Annotated in this window: 22 protein-coding genes; all 22 read right to left on the bottom strand. The window is 66.5% G+C overall.

The annotated features are described in order from the left end of the window. Positions 1-5: 5 nt before the first annotated feature. Positions 6-443: a PIN domain-containing protein gene (locus ACRSCF_RS05650; protein WP_043790008.1), complete on the bottom strand. Its 438-nt coding sequence runs from the start codon at positions 441-443 to the stop codon at positions 6-8. Then, the gene (locus ACRSCF_RS05645; RefSeq protein WP_016445585.1) at positions 440-688 is read right to left on the bottom strand and encodes a DUF6364 family protein; all 249 of its coding nucleotides are present in this window, start codon (positions 686-688) and stop codon (positions 440-442) included. The genes ACRSCF_RS05650 and ACRSCF_RS05645 overlap by 4 nt, the downstream gene beginning before the upstream one ends. 134 nt (positions 689-822) lie before the next feature. Continuing rightward, positions 823-2,139: a histidinol dehydrogenase gene (hisD, locus tag ACRSCF_RS05640; RefSeq protein ID WP_034364866.1), complete on the bottom strand. Its 1,317-nt coding sequence runs from the start codon at positions 2,137-2,139 to the stop codon at positions 823-825. Positions 2,140-2,152: 13 nt separating this feature from the next. After that, entirely contained in the window at positions 2,153-2,797 is a 645-nt protein-coding gene (gene hisG, locus ACRSCF_RS05635) for an ATP phosphoribosyltransferase (protein ID WP_017405470.1), read from the bottom strand. Then, the gene (murA, locus tag ACRSCF_RS05630; protein WP_016445582.1) at positions 2,794-4,062 is read right to left on the bottom strand and encodes a UDP-N-acetylglucosamine 1-carboxyvinyltransferase; all 1,269 of its coding nucleotides are present in this window, start codon (positions 4,060-4,062) and stop codon (positions 2,794-2,796) included. The genes hisG and murA overlap by 4 nt, the downstream gene beginning before the upstream one ends. A gap of 104 nt (positions 4,063-4,166) precedes the next feature. Beyond that, positions 4,167-4,415, bottom strand: coding sequence for a BolA family protein (locus ACRSCF_RS05625; RefSeq protein WP_012207326.1), 249 nt, complete (start codon positions 4,413-4,415; stop codon positions 4,167-4,169). A gap of 126 nt (positions 4,416-4,541) precedes the next feature. Further along, positions 4,542-5,297 carry an ABC transporter permease gene (locus ACRSCF_RS05620; protein WP_016445581.1) on the bottom strand — a complete coding sequence of 252 codons (756 nt, stop codon included), beginning with the start codon at positions 5,295-5,297 and terminating at the stop codon, positions 4,542-4,544. After that, positions 5,294-6,223 (bottom strand): ABC transporter ATP-binding protein, encoded by a 930-nt coding sequence (locus ACRSCF_RS05615; RefSeq protein WP_017405469.1) that lies wholly within the window; start codon positions 6,221-6,223, stop codon positions 5,294-5,296. Before ACRSCF_RS05615 ends, ACRSCF_RS05620 begins: the two co-directional genes overlap by 4 nt. A gap of 73 nt (positions 6,224-6,296) precedes the next feature. Then, positions 6,297-6,584 (bottom strand): STAS domain-containing protein, encoded by a 288-nt coding sequence (locus ACRSCF_RS05610; protein ID WP_016445580.1) that lies wholly within the window; start codon positions 6,582-6,584, stop codon positions 6,297-6,299. Between the two features lie 20 nt (positions 6,585-6,604). Next, positions 6,605-7,246: an MlaC/ttg2D family ABC transporter substrate-binding protein gene (locus ACRSCF_RS05605; protein WP_016445579.1), complete on the bottom strand. Its 642-nt coding sequence runs from the start codon at positions 7,244-7,246 to the stop codon at positions 6,605-6,607. 115 nt (positions 7,247-7,361) lie between these two features. Continuing rightward, entirely contained in the window at positions 7,362-8,162 is an 801-nt protein-coding gene (locus tag ACRSCF_RS05600; RefSeq protein WP_026062402.1) for an MlaA family lipoprotein, read from the bottom strand. Further along, on the bottom strand, positions 8,159-8,644 hold the full coding sequence (mlaD, locus tag ACRSCF_RS05595; RefSeq protein WP_016445577.1) for an outer membrane lipid asymmetry maintenance protein MlaD: 486 nt from the start codon (positions 8,642-8,644) through the stop codon (positions 8,159-8,161). The genes ACRSCF_RS05600 and mlaD overlap by 4 nt, the downstream gene beginning before the upstream one ends. A 43-nt stretch (positions 8,645-8,687) precedes the next feature. Next, positions 8,688-9,470 carry a lipid asymmetry maintenance ABC transporter permease subunit MlaE gene (gene mlaE / locus ACRSCF_RS05590; RefSeq protein ID WP_016445576.1) on the bottom strand — a complete coding sequence of 261 codons (783 nt, stop codon included), beginning with the start codon at positions 9,468-9,470 and terminating at the stop codon, positions 8,688-8,690. Then, positions 9,467-10,306: an ABC transporter ATP-binding protein gene (locus ACRSCF_RS05585; protein WP_016445575.1), complete on the bottom strand. Its 840-nt coding sequence runs from the start codon at positions 10,304-10,306 to the stop codon at positions 9,467-9,469. Before ACRSCF_RS05585 ends, mlaE begins: the two co-directional genes overlap by 4 nt. Positions 10,307-10,524: 218 nt before the next feature. Next, entirely contained in the window at positions 10,525-11,313 is a 789-nt protein-coding gene (locus tag ACRSCF_RS05580) for an amino acid ABC transporter ATP-binding protein (protein WP_432675299.1), read from the bottom strand. Next, positions 11,294-11,947: an amino acid ABC transporter permease gene (locus ACRSCF_RS05575; RefSeq protein ID WP_012207336.1), complete on the bottom strand. Its 654-nt coding sequence runs from the start codon at positions 11,945-11,947 to the stop codon at positions 11,294-11,296. Before ACRSCF_RS05575 ends, ACRSCF_RS05580 begins: the two co-directional genes overlap by 20 nt. 131 nt (positions 11,948-12,078) lie before the next feature. Continuing rightward, positions 12,079-12,885, bottom strand: coding sequence for an amino acid ABC transporter substrate-binding protein (locus ACRSCF_RS05570; protein ID WP_016445573.1), 807 nt, complete (start codon positions 12,883-12,885; stop codon positions 12,079-12,081). A 208-nt stretch (positions 12,886-13,093) separates the two neighbouring features. Further along, positions 13,094-14,467 (bottom strand): exopolysaccharide Pel transporter PelG, encoded by a 1,374-nt coding sequence (gene pelG / locus ACRSCF_RS05565; RefSeq protein ID WP_432675296.1) that lies wholly within the window; start codon positions 14,465-14,467, stop codon positions 13,094-13,096. After that, complete coding sequence (gene pelF / locus ACRSCF_RS05560; RefSeq protein ID WP_432675294.1) at positions 14,467-16,023, bottom strand: GT4 family glycosyltransferase PelF; 1,557 nt, start codon at positions 16,021-16,023, stop codon at positions 14,467-14,469. Before pelF ends, pelG begins: the two co-directional genes overlap by 1 nt. Then, positions 16,020-17,042 (bottom strand): hypothetical protein, encoded by a 1,023-nt coding sequence (locus ACRSCF_RS05555; RefSeq protein ID WP_016445570.1) that lies wholly within the window; start codon positions 17,040-17,042, stop codon positions 16,020-16,022. Before ACRSCF_RS05555 ends, pelF begins: the two co-directional genes overlap by 4 nt. Further along, a complete protein-coding gene (locus ACRSCF_RS05550) occupies positions 17,035-18,414 on the bottom strand; it encodes a PelD GGDEF domain-containing protein (RefSeq protein ID WP_016445569.1) in 1,380 nt (459 codons plus the stop codon). Before ACRSCF_RS05550 ends, ACRSCF_RS05555 begins: the two co-directional genes overlap by 8 nt. A 22-nt stretch (positions 18,415-18,436) precedes the next feature. Beyond that, positions 18,437-18,988, bottom strand: a complete 552-nt coding sequence (locus tag ACRSCF_RS05545) for a hypothetical protein (RefSeq protein ID WP_016445568.1) — start codon at positions 18,986-18,988, stop codon at positions 18,437-18,439.

The raw sequence follows: 18,988 nt of genomic DNA, 5'->3' as shown, positions 1-18,988 counted from the left end.
GCCGCTCAGGCCTGCTGCTGCGGCGGCACCTGGTGCAGCGGGTGCACCATGGCGACGCCGCCAAACTGGGCGCCGTGCGGCAGGTGCAGGGTCAGCATCTGCTCGCAGCCGCTGTGCTGGGCGCAGGCCACGGCCAGGCAGTCGCCAAAGGCCAACTGGTGGCGCGATTGCACGGCCCAGGCGGTCTCCAGCGTGGCGGCATCGGTCTTCCAGGGCGTCCAGGTCTGGTAGCGGCGGATGGCGGCGCGCGCATCGCCCTGCGGCAAAGGCTGGGTGGCCGTGGTGACCTGTTCATAGAACTCGCACAGCGACTGGCTGCCGGTGCGCCCGCTGCGCGTGCGCCACAGCAGGTCCAGCCACTGCAGCACGGCGGCATGCAAGGCGCCCTGCCCCGTGTCTTCGGCAGCGACCAGAACGGAGGTATCGACGAAGACGGTGTTCATGCCTGGCCCTCGCGGCGCAGCGCGACACTGCGCTGGGCGGGCTGCGTGGATGACGGCTGGCCGCCGTCCCAGCCGCGTTCGTCGGTGCGCCAGGCCAGGTAGGCGCGCTCGTAGGCGTCCTCGCGGCGCTGCATCTCGGCCATGAAGTCGCCCACCATGCGCGAGACGCTGGTGCCGCGGCGCGCGGCCTCGATGCGGGCCCATTCGAGCACGCTGTCTTCGACGGTGATGGTGAGGTTCTTCACAGAGTGCAAGTCTACACGAAATTCGTGCTCCACTGATTTCGTGTCAATTCTTGACGCACTTGCTCTAGCGCTCAGGCAGCAAAAAGCGCCGCCCCTTTCGGTGACGACGCCTTCATCCAGCAGGAAGCGAGTGTCTACTTCAGGCGCATTTCGGCCGCACGCGCATGGCCTTGCAGGCCTTCGCCATGCGCCAGCACCGAGGCGATGCGGCCCAGGGTCTGGGCGCCCTGCTCGCTGACCTCGATGAGGCTGGATCGCTTCTGGAAGTCATAGACCCCCAGCGGCGAGGAAAAGCGCGCCGTGCCGCTGGTGGGCAGCACATGGTTGGGGCCGGCGCAGTAGTCGCCCAGGCTCTCGCTGGTGTAGGCCCCCAGGAAGATGGCGCCTGCATGGCGCAGCAGCGGCTCCCACTGGTGGGGATCGTTGCTGGAGACTTCCAGGTGCTCGGGCGCGATGCGGTTGCTGATGGCGCAGGCCTCCTGCATGTCGCGCGTGAGGATGAGGGCACCCCGGTCGCTCAGGCTCTTGGCGATGATGGCGCGCCGCGGCATCTCGGGCAGCAGGCGGTCGATCTCGCGCTGGACGGCGGCGATGTAGTCGGCATCGGGGCACAGCAGGATGCTCTGCGCCAGCTCGTCATGCTCGGCCTGGCTGAACAGGTCCATGGCCACCCAGTCGGGCGGCGTGCTGCCGTCGGCCAGCACCAGGATTTCACTGGGGCCGGCAATCATGTCGATGCCCACGGTGCCGAACACCCGCTTCTTGGCGCTGGCCACATAGGCATTGCCGGGGCCGGTGATCTTGTCCACCTTGGGGATGGTGGCCGTGCCGTAGGCCAGGGCCGCCACGGCCTGGGCACCGCCGATGGTGAAGCCGCGCGTGACGCCGGCCACATAGGCGGCGGCCAGCACCAGGGCGTTCTTCTCGCCGCGCGGCGTGGGCACGACCATGATGATTTCCTGCACACCAGCCACATGGGCGGGAATGGCATTCATCAGCACGCTGGACGGATAGGCGGCCTTGCCGCCGGGCACATAGATGCCCACGCGGTCCAGCGGCGTGACCTTCTGGCCCAGCAACGTGCCATCGGCGTCGCGGTAGCTCCAGCTTTCGCCGCTGGCGCGCTTTTGTGCCTCGTGGTAGGTGCGCACGCGCTGGGCAGCGGCCGTCAGCGCATCGCGCTGCTCGTCGCCCAGGCTGTCGAAGGCGGCCTTGAGCTCGGCCTGCGTCAGCTCCAGCGCTGCCATGCCGTCCACCTGCAATCCGTCGAAGCGCGCCGTGTACTCCAGCACGGCCGCATCGCCACGCTTTTGCACATCGGCCAGGATGTCGGCCACGCGCTGCTCGATGGCCGCGTCCGTGTCTGCCGACCAATGCAGGCGCTGCGCAAAATCGTGTTCGAAGTTGGCGTCAAGCGTGGACAGGCGGGCGGGAGCGGCTTGGTATTCCATGGTGCAGAGGGCTTCAGTCTTGGGGAATGGCCGATGCGAAGGCATCGATGATCTTGCGCAGAGGGGCCTGCTTGAGCTTGAGCGAGGCCTGGTTGACCACCAGGCGCGAGCTGATCTCCATGATGGGCTCGACCTCGACCAGGTCATTGGCCCTGAGCGTGTTGCCGGTGGACACCAGGTCGACGATGGCGTCGGCCATGCCGGTCAGCGGGGCCAGTTCCATGGAGCCGTAGAGCTTGACCATGTCCACGTGCACGCCCTTGGTGGCGAAGAAGTTGCGCGCGATCTCGGGATACTTGGTGGCGATGCGCAGACGGGCGCCCTGCTTGACGGCCAGCGCGTAGTCGAAGCCGTTGCGCACGGCGACGCTGACGCGGCAGCGCGCGATCTTCAGGTCCAGGGGCTGGTACAGGCCCTGGGCGCCATGCTCGATCAGCGAGTCCAGGCCGGCCACGCCGAGGTCGGCGCCGCCGTACTGCACGTAGACCGGCACGTCGGAGGCGCGCACCAGCACCACGCGCACGTGGCTCTGGTTGGTCTCGAAGATCAGCTTGCGCGACTTTTCAATGTCTTCGGTGACCGAGATGCCAGCAGCGGCCAGCAGCGGCACGGTTTCGTCGTAGATGCGGCCCTTGGACAGGGCAATCGTGATGGTCATTGGGAAACTCTTTCGATGTCGGCACCCAGGCCGCGCAGCTTGTCTTCCATGCGATCGTAGCCGCGGTCCAGATGATAGATGCGATCGACCAGGGTCTCGCCCTTGGCCACGAGGCCGGCGATGACCAGGCTGGCCGAAGCGCGCAGGTCGGTGGCCATGACGGCCGCGCCCGACAGCGACTGGCTGCCGGTGATGGTGGCCACGCGTCCGTCGGTGGTGATCTGCGCGCCCAGGCGCAGCATCTCGTCGACGTGCATGAAGCGGTTCTCGAAGATGGTCTCGGTGACCATGCTGCAGCCTTCGGCCACCAGGTTCAGCGCCATGAACTGCGCCTGCATGTCGGTGGGAAAGCCCGGGTACTCGGTGGTGCGGAAACTCTGGGCCTTGAGCTTGCCGGCAGCGCGCACGCGGATGCCGCCCTCCTCGGCGGACACTTCGGCCCCAGCGTCCTTGAGCTTGTCGATGACCGCGCCCAGGTGGTCGGCACGGCCATTGCGCAGCAGCGCCTCGCCGCCCGTGGCCGCCACGGCGCACAAGAAGGTGCCGGCCTCGATGCGGTCGGCCACCACCTGGTGCTCGCAGCCGCTCAGCCGCTCCACGCCCTGGATGACGATGCGGCTGGTGCCGTGCCCTTCGATCCTTGCGCCCATCTTGATGAGCATTTCGGCCAGGTCGCCGATCTCGGGCTCCATGGCGGCGTTTTCCAGCACCGTCTCGCCTTCGGCCAGCACGGCGGCCATCAGGAAGTTCTCGGTGCCCGTGACCGTCACCATGTCGGTGGTGATGCGGGCGCCCTGCAGGCGCTTGAGATGCCCGGGCAGGCACGCGTGCATGTAGCCGTTCTCGACAACGATCTCGGCACCCATGGCCTGCAGGCCCTTGATGTGCTGGTCCACGGGGCGCGAGCCGATGGCGCAGCCGCCGGGCAGCGACACGCGGGCCTGGCCGAATCGGGCCAGCAGCGGGCCCAGGGCCAGGACCGAGGCGCGCATGGTCTTGACCAGTTCGTAGGGTGCCTCGGGGTTGGACAGCGAGCCGGCGTGGATGCGCACGGTGCCGCTGTCATCGTGCTCGGCGCCGACACCCATGTTGCGGATGAGCTTGAGCATGGTGGCCACGTCCTGCAGGCGCGGCACATTGCGCAGGGTGACGGGCTCGGACGACAGCAGCGCGGCGCACAGCTCGGGCAGGGCGGCATTCTTGGCGCCGGAGACCGTCACCTCGCCATGCAGCGCTCGGCCACCGCGAATCAGGAGTTTGTCCATGGCTGACAGACTTGAATCTGGAAATCGGGAAAAAGGAGATGCCGCACGGGCCGTATCGACCAGTTGCGGCAGAAAGTCTGAGGCGTCGTGACCGGGCTGTGCGCTCAGGCCTGGCCGGCCTGGGCAGCCCACTCGGCGGGCGTGTAGGTCTTCATGGACAGCGCATGGACCTCGTCGGTATGCATGCGCTGGCCCAGCGTGGCGTAGACCAGGCGCTGGCGCTGCAGCAGGCGCTGGCCCTCGAATTGGGCCGAGACGATGGTGGCAAACCAGTGCCGTCCGTCGCCTTCCAGCGCAATGTGTTCGCAAGGCAGGCCGGTGGCGATCAGTTCCTTGAGTTGGTCTGCAGTCATGGGGAAGCTTTCCTGCCATGCATCGCGGCATGGCCTTGGTTGGCGGCGGCGCCGGGCGCCGGCCGCCTGTTCATGGGTGGGTTCGAAAATGCCGGCACAGCGCCCGCCGCAGCCTGAGGAAAAACCTCAGCCGCGGATCTTGTAGCCGATGCGCAGCAGATGCACGGCCAGGGCACTCACCGCCAGCCAGGCAGAGCCGACGATGGCCAGGCTGACCCAGGGCGATACGTCGCTCTGGCCGAAGAAGCCGTAGCGGAAACCGTCGATCATGTAGAAGAACGGGTTCAGATGGCTGACTTTTTGCCAAAAAGGCGGCAGGGACTGGATCGAATAGAACACGCCCGACAGGAACGTCATGGGCATGATCAGGAAGTTCTGGAAGGCCGCCATCTGGTCGAACTTGTCAGCCCACAGGCCGGCGATCACACCCAGCGTGCCCAGCAGCGCCGCGCCCAGCAGGCCGAAGACCAGAATCCACAGCGGCGCCGTGAATTCGGGAATGGCGAAGTACAGCGTGACGACGAACACGCCCGCGCCCACCAGCAGCCCGCGCAGCACCGACGCTCCCACATAGGCCCCGAACCAGGCCCAGTGCGACAGCGGCGTGAGCAGCACGAAGACCATGGAGCCCATGATCTTGCTCTGCACCAGGCTGGAGGAGCTGTTGGCGAAGGCGTTCTGCAGCACGCTCATCATCACCAGGCCAGGGATCAGGAAGGCCGTGTAGCTGATGCGGTCATACACCAGCACCCGGCCTTCGAGCACATGGCCGAAGATCAGCAGATAGAGCACGGCCGTGAGCACGGGTGCGGCCACGGTCTGGAAGCTGACCTTCCAAAAACGCAGCACTTCCTTCTTGAGCAGAGTCTGCCAGCCGTTCATGCCGAAGCTCCCTGCGAAGTCTGTCCCTGCTCATTCATCACATGGATGAAGACGTCCTCCAGATCGGCGCGGCGGATTTCCACGTCCTCGGGCACGACGGAGCCCTCGCGCAGCGCGGCGAGCAGGCGCTCCACATCGCTGGCGTCGTTGGCGGGTATCTGCACGATGCGGCCGGTCACCCGCGCCCGTGCGGCCAGGGCCGGCGGCAACGCGGTATCGGTCTTGAACTGCAGCACGTTGGAGGAGGCGGACTTGAGCAGATCCGACATGGTCGAGAGCTTGACGATGTTGCCCTGCTTGAGCATGGCCACGCGGCTGCACAGCGCCTCGGCCTCTTCCAGGTAGTGGGTGGTGAGCAGCACGGTATGGCCTTCGCGGTTCAGGCGTGCGATGAAGTGCCACAGCGTCTGGCGCAGCTCCACGTCCACGCCGGCCGTGGGCTCGTCGAGCACGATGATGGGCGGCTTGTGCACCAGCGCCTGGGCCACCAGCACGCGGCGCTTCATGCCGCCGGACAGCTGGCGCATGTTGGAGTTGGCCTTGTCGGTCAGCCCCAGGCTGTGCAGCAGCTCGTCGATCCAGTCGTCATTGTTCTTGACGCCGAAATAGCCGGACTGAAAGCGCAGCGCCTCGCGCACATTGAAGAAGGGATCGAAGACCAGCTCCTGCGGCACGATGCCCAGCTTGCGCCGGGCAGCCGAGTAGTCGGCATGCACGTCGCTGCCCTGGACCAGCACGCGGCCGCTGGTGGCGCGTGACAGGCCGGCCAGGATGCTGATCATCGTGGTCTTGCCAGCGCCATTGGGACCGAGCAGGCCGAAGAACTCGCCCTCCTCGATGTCCAGACTCACGTGGTTGAGCGCCTGAAAGGCCCCCTTGGGGGTCTGGTAGGTCTTGGAGATGGATTGGAATGAGACGGCAGACATGCGAGGCGCGATTCTAGGCCCTTGCAGCCAAACCTGCCTTGCAGGGCTCTTTGCAGCGGCGCGCTGCGCCGGCTCAGGAGGGGGAGGATGCGGCCGTGTCGGCCAGCAGCCCGTCGACGCCATACAGCGCCGCCATGGACTGCAGGCCCTGCGGCAGGCCCACGACCACCAATTGCTTGTCTGCCGCCTTCGCGGTGCGGCGGCAGGCCAGCAGCACGGCCAGTGCGGACGAGTCGAAGACCTCGACACCGCTGGCATCGACACGCACCTGGGCGCCATCGAAGGCCTGCACCTGGGGCCGCAGCTGCACGAGACAGCTGCGCGCCTGGCGGTAGGTCAGTTCACGGGGGAGCTGCAGCATGGCGCGTGCGTCCGCGGCTGTCAGCCCTTGGAGGGCGGCGTGGCCGGCATCTTGCTGCGCGTGGCCAGGGTCTCGATCAGGCCGTCGATGCCGCGGGCATTGATTTCCTGGCTGAACTGGTTGCGGTAGGTTTCCACCAGCCACACGCCCAGCACGTTCAGGTTGTAGATCTTCCAGCCGTCGCCGGACTTCTCGAGCCGGTAGTCCAGCTGCACGGGCTCGCCGCGGCCCAGCACTTCGGTGCGCACCAGCACATCGGTGTCGCCGGCTGCCGCGCGCAGGGGCTTGACGTTGATGGTCTGGTTGCTGACCTGCGTCAGCGCGCCCGAATAGGTGCGGATCAGCAGGGCCTTGAACTCGGTCTCCAGCTTCTCGCGCTGCGCAGGCGTGGCCTGGCGCCAGGCCGGCCCCACCGAGGCGGAGGTCATGCGGCGGAAATTCACATACGGCATGACCTTGTCATTGACCAGCGCATTGACCTTGGAGACATCGCCCTCGCGCAGCGAGGGGTCCTTCTTGATGGTTTCCAGCACGTCGGTGGAGACACGCTTGATCAGCGCATCGGGGGTCTCGCCGGCTGCGCGGGCCGGCAGTGCCGCGCCAAGGGTTCCCATGGCCAGCATGGCTGCAGCGGCAGCGCTCCAGGCACGTCGATTGATCATCACTCTTCCTTTCCCAGCAGGGCCTCATGCCCCGGACCGGGTTGATATTGCACATTTTTCCGGCCGCGCCATGTCAGGCAGCGGCCGTTTTTCATCTCGGGATGTTACGAACTGCTTACTTCGCGCCGTCTTCGGGCGGCAGCTTGCCGGCATCGTCGTCGTAATCCTCGATGCGACCGTCATCACCCGACTTGCCACGCCGCAGGTTCAGGTAGACATCGCGCGTCAGGCTGTAGCGGTCGAGCGCGACGGAGTCCAGCGTGTCGGAGGCATTGAGCAGGCGGGCACGTGTATCCACCAGTCGCAGCACATACAGGCTGTTGCGAACCGGGATGTCGTTGATCGCCGACATGGGGTTGCCCCAGGCATCCACCGGAAGAGCCGCAGTGTCACGCACCGTGGACGGGCCCAGCAGCGGCAGCACCAGGTACGGCCCGGTGGGCACGCCCCAGCGACCCAGGGTCTGGCCGAAGTCCTGCTTTTGGCGCTCGATGCCGGCCTCGCTGGCGATGTCGAGCAAGCCGCCCAGGCCGAAGACCGTATTCACCGAGAACCGCACGACGGAGTTGTAGGCGCCTTCGGCCTGGCCCTGCAGCGCGTTGTTCACGAAGGACCAGACATCGCTGAGGTTGGAGAAGAAATTGCTCACGCCATCGCGGGCCAGACGCGGAGTGACGTCGCGGTAGGCCGTGGCCACCGGCTTCAGGACGGCACGGTCCAGGCCGTCGTTGAACGAGTAGACGCTGCGGTTGAACGGCTCGAACGGGTCCTGGGGATTGCGGGCCTCGCCCGGCGCGGTGGCGCAGCCGGCGAGCAGCGAAGCGGCGGCCAATGTGCCCAGCATGGCTGTGCGCTGCCAGGATGCTGCCTGGACTGCAGGGCGACCCGCGGTCGCCTGTTCATGGTTGGTTGTCATTCTTTGCCTCCTGCACCGGAGCTGCCACCCTGCTCGGCCTTGCCGTAGAGGAACTGTCCGATCAGATTTTCCAGCACAACGGCCGACTGGGTTGCGACGACGCGGTCGCCATCCTTGAGGTTGTGGTCATCTGCGCCGGCTTCGATGCCGATGTACTGGTCGCCGAGCAGGCCGCTGGTCAGGATCTTCAGGGAACTGTCCTTGGGAAACGCGTAGCGGTTTTCCATGGCCATGGTCACGCTGGCCTGAAAGACCTGATCGTCGAAGGTGATGGATTCCACGCGGCCCACGACGACGCCCGCGCTGCGCACGGCCGCCTTGGGCTTGAGTCCGCCGATGTTGTCGAAGCGCGCGGTCAGCGTGTAGGTTTTCTGGAAGCTCAGGCTCAGCAGGTTGGCCGACTGCAGCGCCAGGAACACCAGCGCCGCAGCGCCGATCAGCACGAACAGTCCGACCCAGACATCACTCTTGGATTGCTGCATGGTTTGTTTTTCCTTGTTTTGCGGGGGTGGCTTCGGTGCCGGGTCAAAGGCTGAACATCGTGGCCGTGAGCAGGAAGTCCAGCCCCAGCACGGCCAGCGAGGCCATCACCACCGTGCGCGTGGTCGCGCGGGACACGCCTTCGGGCGTGGGCTTGGCTGCATAGCCCTGCAGCAGCGCGATGAAGGTCACCGCCACGCCGAACACCAGGCTCTTGAGAACGCCGTTGCCCAGGTCATACCACCAGTCCACGCCGTTTTGCATCTGGCCCCAGAAGGCACCGCCATCGACGCCGATCATGACCACGCCCACCAGCCAGCCGCCGATCACGCCGACGGCGCTGAAGACAGCGGCCAGCAGCGGCATGGCGATCAGGCCGGCCACGAAGCGCGGCGCCAGGATGCGGCGCACGGGGTCCACGGCCATCATTTCCATGGCCGACAACTGCTCGCCGGCCTTCATGAGGCCGATCTCGGCCGTCAGCGCCGTGCCGGCACGGCCGGCAAACAGCAGCGCCGTGACGACGGGGCCGAGCTCGCGCACCAGGGAGAGCGCCACCAGCAGGCCCAGCGCCTCGGCCGAGCCGTAGCGCTGCAGGGTGTAGTAGCCCTGCAGGCCCAGCACGAAACCGACAAACAGGCCGGACACGCCGATGATGGCCAGCGAATAGTTGCCCAGGAAATGGATCTGGTCGCCAATCAGCCGCGGCCTGCCCAGCGCCGGCCCCATCAGCGCGAGCAGGCGGCCGAACAGGCGGGTGCCCATGCCCAGCTGGGTCAATTGGTGGCGCACTGCCGCGCCGATGCGAGCGGGATGCAGCCGGTTCATGCGCGCCTCCGGCCGTTGGCCTTGACCGGGCTTTCAGGCGTGCCGAAATCCTCTTCGGCACTCACGCCGGGGTAATGGAAGGGTACGGGGCCGGTGGCGCGTGCGTGTATGAACTGCTGCACCAGCGGATCGGGATTGGCCTTGACTTCCTCGGGCGAGCCCTGGGCGGCGACACCGCCGTTGCCCAGGATGACCACATGGTCGGCCACATGGAAGGTTTCCTCCACGTCATGGGACACCAGGATGGAGGTCAGGCCCATGGCGTCGTTGAGTTCTCGGATCAGTTGGGCAGCGGTGCCCAGGGAAATGGGGTCCAGCCCGGCGAAGGGCTCGTCGTACATGACCAGTTCGGGGTCCAGTGCAATGGCCCGCGCCAGCGCCACGCGGCGGGCCATGCCGCCCGATATCTCGCTGGGCATGAGGTCGCGCGCACCGCGCAGACCCACGGCATGCAGCTTCATGAGCACGATGTCGCGGACCAGTTCGTCGGGAAGGTCGGTGTGCTCGCGCAGCGGGAAGGCCACGTTGTCGAACACGCTCATGTCGGTGAACAGGGCGCCGAACTGGAACAGCATGCCCATGCGCCGGCGCGCAGCGTACAGGCCCGCGGCGTCCATGGTGGTGACGTCCTTGCCATCGAACAGCACCTGCCCCTGCTGGGCATGCTGCTGGCCGCCGATCAGGCGCAGCACGGTGGTCTTGCCCCCGCCCGATGCGCCCATCAGGGCCGTGACTTTGCCGCGCGGCACCTGCAGCGACAGGTCGCGCAGGATCACACGCTCGCCATAGCCGAAGGTGACGTTGCGCAACTCCACGAAAGAGGCGGTTGGGATCATGCTGTGGTGCGGTCGATAAATGTTCGCAGGCAAGCCCGCTATTGTGCAGACAGGTGCCGCTGCTTGCTCACCACCGCCCGAGATAAACATACATCCGTGTATGTTTCTCAAAAAGTCATGGCAGAAACCGCCATAAAAAAAAGAGCATGCTTTGCTTGCTACACAAGCGTTGCACGCTCTCTGGACCTGGGGAAAATCCGGATTGGACAGATGTTTTTTTACAACATGTTCTGCAGGAATGCCTGGGTCCGCGTGTGCTGCGGCGCCGCAAAGAATGCTTCCGCAGGGCCTTGCTCGACGATCTCCCCCTTGTCCATGAAGATCACGCGATTGGCCACTTCACGGGCAAAGCCCATCTCGTGGGTCACGACCAGCATGGTCATGTGCTCCTGCGCCAGCTCGCGCATGGTGCGCAGCACCTCGCCGGTCAGCTCGGGGTCCAGCGCGGAGGTGGGCTCGTCGAACAGCAGGATGTCGGGCTCCATGGCCAGGGCCCGGGCAATGGCCACGCGCTGCTTTTGCCCGCCCGACAGACGGTTGGGATAGGCATCGCACTTTTCCAGCAGGCCCACCTTGTGCAGCAGCGCCTCGGCCTTGGGCACGATCTGCTCGCGCCTGAGGCCCTTGACGATGATGGGCGCCTCGATGACGTTCTCCAGCACCGTGAGGTGCGGGAACAGGTTGAAGGACTGGAACACCATGCCCATCTTGCGGCCGATCTGGCGGATCTGCGCCTCGGGCACGTAGTGGGCACGGCCGTCCGCGCCGCTGTCCACCAGCACCTCGCCCTCGACGGCGACACGGCCGCTGTCAATGGTTTCCAGGTGGTTGAGGCAGCGCAAAAAGGTGCTCTTGCCCGATCCCGAGGGACCTATGATGGCCACCACCTCGCCACGCGCCAGCTCCAGCGAAACGCCGCGCAGCACCGGCACGCCGCCAAAGCCCTTGCAGATGTTCTGCGCCGAGATCATGGTCTCGGGCGCGCTATCACGCGTCGTATTTGGCATGGCGTTTTTCTAGGTATTGGAAGATCCAGGTCAACACGAGAGTCATGACCAGATAGAAGCCTGCGGCCACCACGAAGGGCGTGATGGTGAAATCGCGCTGCACGATGCCGCGCGCCGCGCGCAGCAGGTCATTCAGGGCCAGCACGTAGATGAGCGAGGTGTCCTTGACCAGGGTGATGGTCTCGTTGCTCACGGGCGGGATGATGCGCGCCCACATCTGCGGCAGGATGATGCGGCGCATGGTCTGGCCGTAGCTCATGCCCAGCACCTTGGCGCCCTCGTACTGGCCGCGGTCCACGGACTGGATGCCCGCGCGGAAGATTTCGGCGAAGTAGGCGGCGTAGTTCAGCGCGAAGGCGACGACGGCGGCCGGGAAATCGGGCAGGCGCACACCGATCACGGGCACGAAGGGCAGCGCGAAGTAGATGAACAGCATCTGCAGCATCAGCGGCGTGCCGCGCATCAGCCAGATGTATCCGCCGACCAGCCGGCTCAGGGCGGGAAAGCGGGAGATGCGCATCAGCGCCAGCGACAGTCCCAGGGGAATGGACAGCGCCAGGGTGATGACGAAGAGCTTGAGGGTGACCAGGGCGCCGGCGGACAGCGGCCCCATGAGCGAGATTACATATTCCATCGAATGGCCTCAGTGCGGTGCGCGGCCCCGCCGGCATCGGCAGGATCCGGGCAGCCACGGGCGCGTGCGTCCCAGAACGCAAAAGACCGGCAATGCCAGGCTGGCCTTGCCGGTCGCATGGTGTGCCGGATTTACTTGATGATGTCCTTGCCGAACCACTTGGAGGCGATTTCGGCGGCCTTGCCGTCCTTCTTCATCTCGGCCAGCGCGGCTTCGAGCTTGCCCAGAACTTCGGTGTCTTCCTTGCGCAGGCCCACGCCGTAGTCCTCGGTGCCGAAGTTGTCCTCGAGCACCAGGTACTCGCCAGCCTTCTTGGCCACGTGGAAGCGCCCCACGACCTCGTCGACCACGACGGCGTCCAGGCGGCCGGCCGACAGGTCCATCAGCGCGGTGATGTTGTCGCCGAAGGTCTTCAGGTCCTTGAAGCTGGCGGCCACGGCGGCGTCCTTCTTGATGGCGTCCACGGCCGAGCTGCCATCCTGCGCGCCCACGACCTTGCCGGCCAGGCCGGCCTTGTCCTTGATGTCGGAGTCGGCGCGCACGATGATGATCTGGTGGTTCTCCATGTAGGGCGCGGTGAAGGCGATGTTCTTCTTGCGCTCTTCGGTGATGGTCAGGCCGTTCCACAGCGCGTCGACGCGCTTGCCGACCAGCTCGGCCTCCTTGGCGCTCCAGTCGATGGGCTTGAAGTCCACCTCCACGTTCATGCGCTTGGCGGCTTCACGCGCCATGTCGATGTCGAAGCCGACGATCTCGTTCTTGTCGTCACGAAAGCCCATGGGCGGGAAGTTGTCGTCCAGGCCGATCACCAACTTGGTCATGGCTGCCGGCACGGGGGCGGCAACCGGCGCGGCGGCGGTCGATGCGGACTCGTTCTTGCCGCAGGCTGCCAGCAGTGCAGACAGGGCCACCATGGCCAAGAGGGTGCGTTTTTTCATGGCTTAAAGCTTTGGAGTGGAAAAAGCGAAAGGCGGCGGCCGCTGCACGCAAGGTGCGCAATCGTTGTAATGAATGGTTCCTTGGCGGAACCTTTGTCTCGGTTGGGTGCCGGCGCCGAATCCCGTATTGTCGCGCAGACCGGCGCCCCCCGCCAACACGCTGGATCAAGACCGTGCAAATCGGCAAAGGGCGAGAGATGCCTGCCGGTCACTGCAGCATGAAGGTCTTGTACTCGAGCCGGTTGAGTTCGCGCGAGAGCATGAACAGGCCCACGCACAGCGTCACCAGCATGGCCAGGCAAAAGCCGTAGCCATAGAACGCGGCGCCCAGCGCCAGCGAAATGCCCGTGAAGGCGATGTTCAGCACCACCAGCAGCAGGCACAGCATGAAGACGATGCGCCGCTCGTCCAGATAGAAGAACACGTTGAGCACGGCCATCACGCCCACCTGCAGCCCGGCGCCGACCACCTGCACATGCAGCAGCGGCAGGTACAGCTGGGAGATGCCCAGCAACTGCAGGATGGCCGGTCCGGCCACCAGGGTGACGAGAACGGCCAGCGTCTGCACCTTGGCGATCTCGCCCAGGCCCGCCTGGATGGCGTAGACCATTTCGTTGCGCATGGACTCGATGTACTCGAGCGATCCGCCGCCGCGCACGGCATCGAAGAACTTGTCGTAGTACTCGACGAAGTCGGTCTCGATGCGCACCAGAAAGACCGCCATGCCCGGAATGATGGACAGGTAGGACAGGAACACCGGCAGGTCGTAGATCAGCGAGGCCCTGAGCCCGCCGATGATCTGCTGCGAGGTCGGCGGGTAGTACCAGAACATGAACTTGTCGATCCAGATGCCCAGGTTGTAGAGCACGCCGATGGCGATCAGCGCCGGAAAGATCAGCGAGCGCTGCGTGAAGTCGAAGGCGATCCAGCGCTTTTGCAGCGGAAAGCTGCGCAGCACGATCATCCACATGCCGGCCAGCAGCAGCACGTGGCCGATCACGAAGCTGGCCAGCAGCCCTTCCAGCCCCCAGTAGCGCAGCGGCAGCGCCAGCAGCACGATGAGCAGGTAGGTGGCGCCGAACAGCCCGGCAATGGCCCGGTAGTGCTTGAGGCCCGACAGCAGCACGGTCATGACCCAGACCACGCACATCAGCGTGAAGCCCGCCAGCATCAGCACGCGGTACAGCAGGCCCTGGCCCGGCAGCACCACGAAAAGCGCCAGCGTGCCCAGCGCGCTGGCAGTGGCCACCACGACCAGCAGCAGGCCATGCAGGTTGGGCAGGATGCTCTCGTCCTTCTTGAGGAACAGCTGGTCCGAGACAAAGCGCGTGAATGCCAGCTGCGCCGCCCCGGTCAGGATCAGGCTGCTGGCCACCAGGTAGGTGACCGAGGTCTGGAACTGCGTGACCAGCAGCGGCGGCGCCACCACGCTGACGCTGAACACCCCCACCAGCAGGATGCCGATGATGGAGAACACCCACGGCCCCGAGCCGATGACGCCCGCATAGGCGTAGGCCTGGAGCACGCTGGTCAGCGTGTTCTTGCGCAGCAGGTGGCGCAGTTCGAATCCAATGCCGGCCATCAGTGTTTTTCCTCGGACTGTTGCAGCGCCCTGTCATAGACCTGCCTGTAGCGCTCGAACAGCAGCCGGTCGGAGTAGTAGCGCTCCACGCGCGCAATCCCGGCCGCGCTGGCGGCCTGCCATTGCCCGGGCGATGCCAGCAGCTCCAGGCAGGCATCGGCCAGTGCCTCGGGGTTGGCAATGCCGACCACGCGCCCGCACGAGCCCAGGGCCTGGTCCTCGGGCCCCAGCCCGTCGATGAGCTGGCGGCACGAGCCCACGTCGGTGCTGACGACGGGCACGCCGGCGGCCTGTGCTTCGAGAATCACCAGGGGCAGCGCCTCGCTGATGGACGACAGCACGACCACGCCCACCTTGGGCAGCAACTCCTCCACCTTCTGCATGCCCAGAAAGCGTACGTTGGCCTGCAGGCCCAGGCTGTCCACGAGGTTCTGGCATTCATCGGCATAGGCCGGGTCTTCGGCCGTGGGGCCGGCCACCCAGGCCTGGGCCTGGGGCATCCGGTTGACCACGCGGCGCATGGCGCGGATGAAGGTCTTGATGTCCTTGATGGGCACCACGCGGCCGATCAGGCACAGCACGGGCGGCGTCCCAGCCGGCCGCTGGGCGCGCAGCGGCGCAAAGCGCTCTATGCGGATGCCGTTGGGAATGCTGACCGTGCGCTCTGCCGCCGCGCCATCGGCCACTTGGCGCAGGCGGTTGTTCTCGTACAGCGCAATGATGGGGTCGGCCGCGCCATAGCAAAAGCGCCCCATCCAGTCGAAAAACCGTATCCACATCTGCCGGAAGAACGACACCTCCATGGGGTCGCGCTGGAAGATGTTGCGGTTGTCGCGTATCCAGGTGCTCTGCAACAGGTCGATCTGCCGCTCCTTGGTATAGATGCCATGCTCGGACAGCACCAGCGGCAGGCCGCGCGAATGGTGCAGCAGCCCCCCCAGAAACCCCGCATAGCCCGTGGAGACCGTATGCAGCACGCGCACCGGGATCAGCCCGTGGGCGATGCGCGCCATCAGCCACAGCGGCTGCAGCATGATGCGCACGGTCCAGAAGAAGTCCACGAACGATGGATCGGTGCAGTGGCGCCGGTAGCTGTCGCGGATCAGGTCCCAGGCGAATTCGCTGTGCAGGAAATCCTCCAGCGGCAGGCTGCCGCCGGGCTGCAGTTCCAGCGCAATCGAGCGCATGGCCGCCAGCACCTTGGCCCGGCTTTCGGCAGTGCCGTCATGCGCCTCCAGCGCTTGCAGGAACTCCCGGGCCTTGGCCAGGGCTTCGGGATGGCCGCGCGAGGGCGCGGGCTGGATGTTGGAGTGCAGGGCGTCAAAGAGGAAATGCTGCTCGAAGTGCACCACGTTGGGCGGCAGCGCGTAGCGGAAATCGCCATAGTCCTCGCGCCGGCTTCCCAGGAAGACGATGGCGAAGCGGTGCTCGGGATAGGCCTGCAGGATCTGGTTGACCCAGCTGGACACGCCGCCGCTGACATAGGGAAACGTGCCCTCCAGCAGCAGCGCGATGTCCGCACTGGCCGCCGTGGGGAACTGGCTCGCACGGCTCATGAGGCACTCCAGTAGCGGATGCTGGGCTTCAGGCGCGGCAGGGCATGCTCGATGTCCAGCGATCGCATCAGCGCCTGCGCCTTGGCGAACTCGCGCCGCTCGAACAGCAGCTCGGCCTGGTAGGGCACGACGCGCGCGGGCTCCATGCCCAGCGCCAGCGAGCGCTCGTAGCAGGCCAGCGACTCCACCTGCCTGCCCTGCAGATGCAACAGCCGGCCACGGCGCAACAGCAGCAGCGCGTTGTCGGGCCGCTGGGCCAGCACCAGGTCGCAGTAGTGCAGGGATTGCTGGATGGCGTGGTCACGCACATCGCCCTGCGCCACGCCCTGGTAGACCAGCTCCGCATACAGGTCGGTGAGCGCCCGAGCCGCCTGCAGGCCGCGCGGCCCGCAGGGCGCATCGCCCTCGGACTGGCGGGCGTGCTCGAACAGCTGAAGCTCCTGGTGGATGGTCTTGCTGATCTCGCGCTCCTTGGCGTCCAGCATGCTGTAGGCCAGCAGGCGCAGGTCCTCGCTGGAATCGCCCAGCGCCGTGCGCAGCATGGGCGAGGCAATGCGCCCCGGCACGCTGCCCAGCGCCACCATGGCCCGCATGCGCGAGGCGACGGGCACATTGGGATTGGCCAGGAAGGACTGCAGGCCCGCCTGGCGGCGGCTGGTTCCGGACTGCTGGTGCGGGTCGAAATCGGGCAGGGGCATCACCGGAAAGCGCTGGCCACCGCGCGGGCCGCGCTGCGTGTGCAGCGCAATGGTGGCCACGACGGCGCCCAGGATGCCGGCCACCGGCACGGCATAGGCAAACAGCCCCATCAGCGCCACCAGGGCCAGGCGCTGGCGCACCGACCTGGCCGAGGTGGCCAGGAACGGCGCCAGGCACAGCGCCAGCAGGCCGCTGGCCAATCCATGGGCCATGAGATAGCCCAGCAGGGCGGCGTCCGACTGGCTGCGCAGCAGCCACAGGCTGCTCCAGGAGGCGATTTCCGCGGCCAGCGCGCCCAGGGCCAGCTTGAGGTTAAGCATGGCCCTGCCCCATCTGGTGCAGCCGCTCCAGCACGCTGATGGCCGAGCAGCGGTCCAGCAAGATGGTGCGCGGGAAGATGCCCGCATCGGCCAGCGAGGCCACGCCGCGCTGGGCCAGCCAGGCCTCGATGCGGTTCAGGTAGCCCTCGGCCGTGGCGTTGGTGCCCAGCGGCATGAAGATGGCCAGCAGTTGCCGGCCATCGCGCTCCTGCAGCCAGGAGCGGTCCAGCATGCGCTCCAGCCGCATGATCTGCTGGGCCATCTGCGCCTGGACGGCCGATGGCGACAGCTCCAGCGCCACCACCACGCTGCTCAGGCGCGCGCTGCGGTTCACATGCTCCATGCGCTGCACCTCGAAGGCGAAGTGCGGCGGGCAGTCGGGATAGGCCTGCAGCAGCGGTGCGGCCAGGCTGTTGGCGGCCACGCTGTCGGTGTAGTAGCCCAGCAGCAGGTTGATGGTCTGCAGCGCTTCTTCCTGCAGTGCGAAGAAAGGCATTTCCTCGACCAGCAGCAGGCCGTAGATCTCGCCCTCCAGGTCCAGCATGGGCGCCACGACGATGTACTGCGTCTGCTGGCCTTGCGCCATGCTTTGCGAGATATGGCACAGCACATGGCTGTCCAGCGCCTGGCGCACCAGCGGGTCATGGACATGGATGGGTCGCTCGCCGCCCAGCTGGGCAATGGGCGTGGGGTCCAGCACATCGTTGCGCACGGGCACCAGGCTGGCCACGCTGATCTGGCTGAAGCGCGCCAGCAGGTTGAGCAGGCTTTGCGCATCGCCCTCGGCGCCGCTGAGGCCGCTGAGCACGTTGATGGCGTCGCGCATGGACACGGGACGGCCTATGAGCTCCTGCTCGAGGCGGTCATGCGACAGGCGCAGAAGGTAATGCTGGCGGATCAGTTGCTCGGTGCGCTGGTCCATGTAGTTCTGCGCCGTGCGCGCACGGCGTATGCGCGCGCGCCACAGGCTGGAGATCTCGCCCACGACCATGACCAGGATCAGGCCGCCCAGGAAATACTGTTCGGGAAACAGCGACAGATCCCGCTGGTTGACGCCCAGCCATGCCAGCAGCAGCACACCGGACGCCGACAGGCCGGCAACGGGCCCGTAGCGCAGGGCCACGACCACGGGCGCCAGCCAGGCCCAGGGAAACTCCGCCTCCACCCACAGGGGGTTGGCGGGGTTGGCCCACATGCCGACCAACAGGGCCAGCAACGGCAAAAGCAGCGTCTCTCCCACCACCACCCAGGGCTTGGCGCTTGTCTGCACAAGCAGGCCCAGGGGCGAACCCCTGAATTCCGCGGCAATGCCGGCTCGGCGCGGTGCATCGGGATGCGGTGCCGCCTTGGGCGTGGTGGCTTGGTCTGGCATGGAAAATCGTTCCTCGATGCGCTTATCGGGCGTTGGCCAGGCCCGTGCCCAGCAGATTGCGGATCAGCTTCTGGCCCACGGCGGCCAGGGCCTCGCGGCTCCAGCCGCTTTGCGCGCCCGCGCCGCTCCACACGGTGGCGCCGGTGCCCACGTCCACGATCTCCAGCGTCACGCCCACGGCCGGTTCGCCATCCACTCCGACCTTGTAGCGCCATTCGTCCACCGCGCCCGTCAGCGCATAGCGCACGCCTTCGCCGCGCGCCCAGGCCAGGGCGTCCTCGCGGCGCTTGGCGTCGCGGCCGTCGAACAGCGTCTCCTGCAGCGCATCGCCCGTGTAGCGCTTGACCTGGCCCACGCCGCGCGCATTGATCAGCGCCGTGGCGATGGCGGCGGCGCGGTTGCCGGCCATGGGTGTCTCGGTGTGGTTCTCGAAGGGCAGCACGGCCCAGCTGGCGTTCGTCTCCAGCGCGGGCGCCGTGCCCCGGTCGATGGTCGAGCAGGCAGACAGCAGGCCGACAAGGGCCATACCCGTGAGCACGCGAAGGCGGGAGGCAAAAGAAGTGCGGTGTGTCAT

It is taken from the genome of Delftia sp. 11MD (genome assembly GCF_050907895.1).
GTDB classification, from domain to species: domain Bacteria; phylum Pseudomonadota; class Gammaproteobacteria; order Burkholderiales; family Burkholderiaceae_C; genus Comamonas; species Comamonas tsuruhatensis.
The sequence above is the reverse complement of the archived record's forward strand: the minus strand, read 5'-3'. Positions and strand labels throughout refer to the sequence as shown.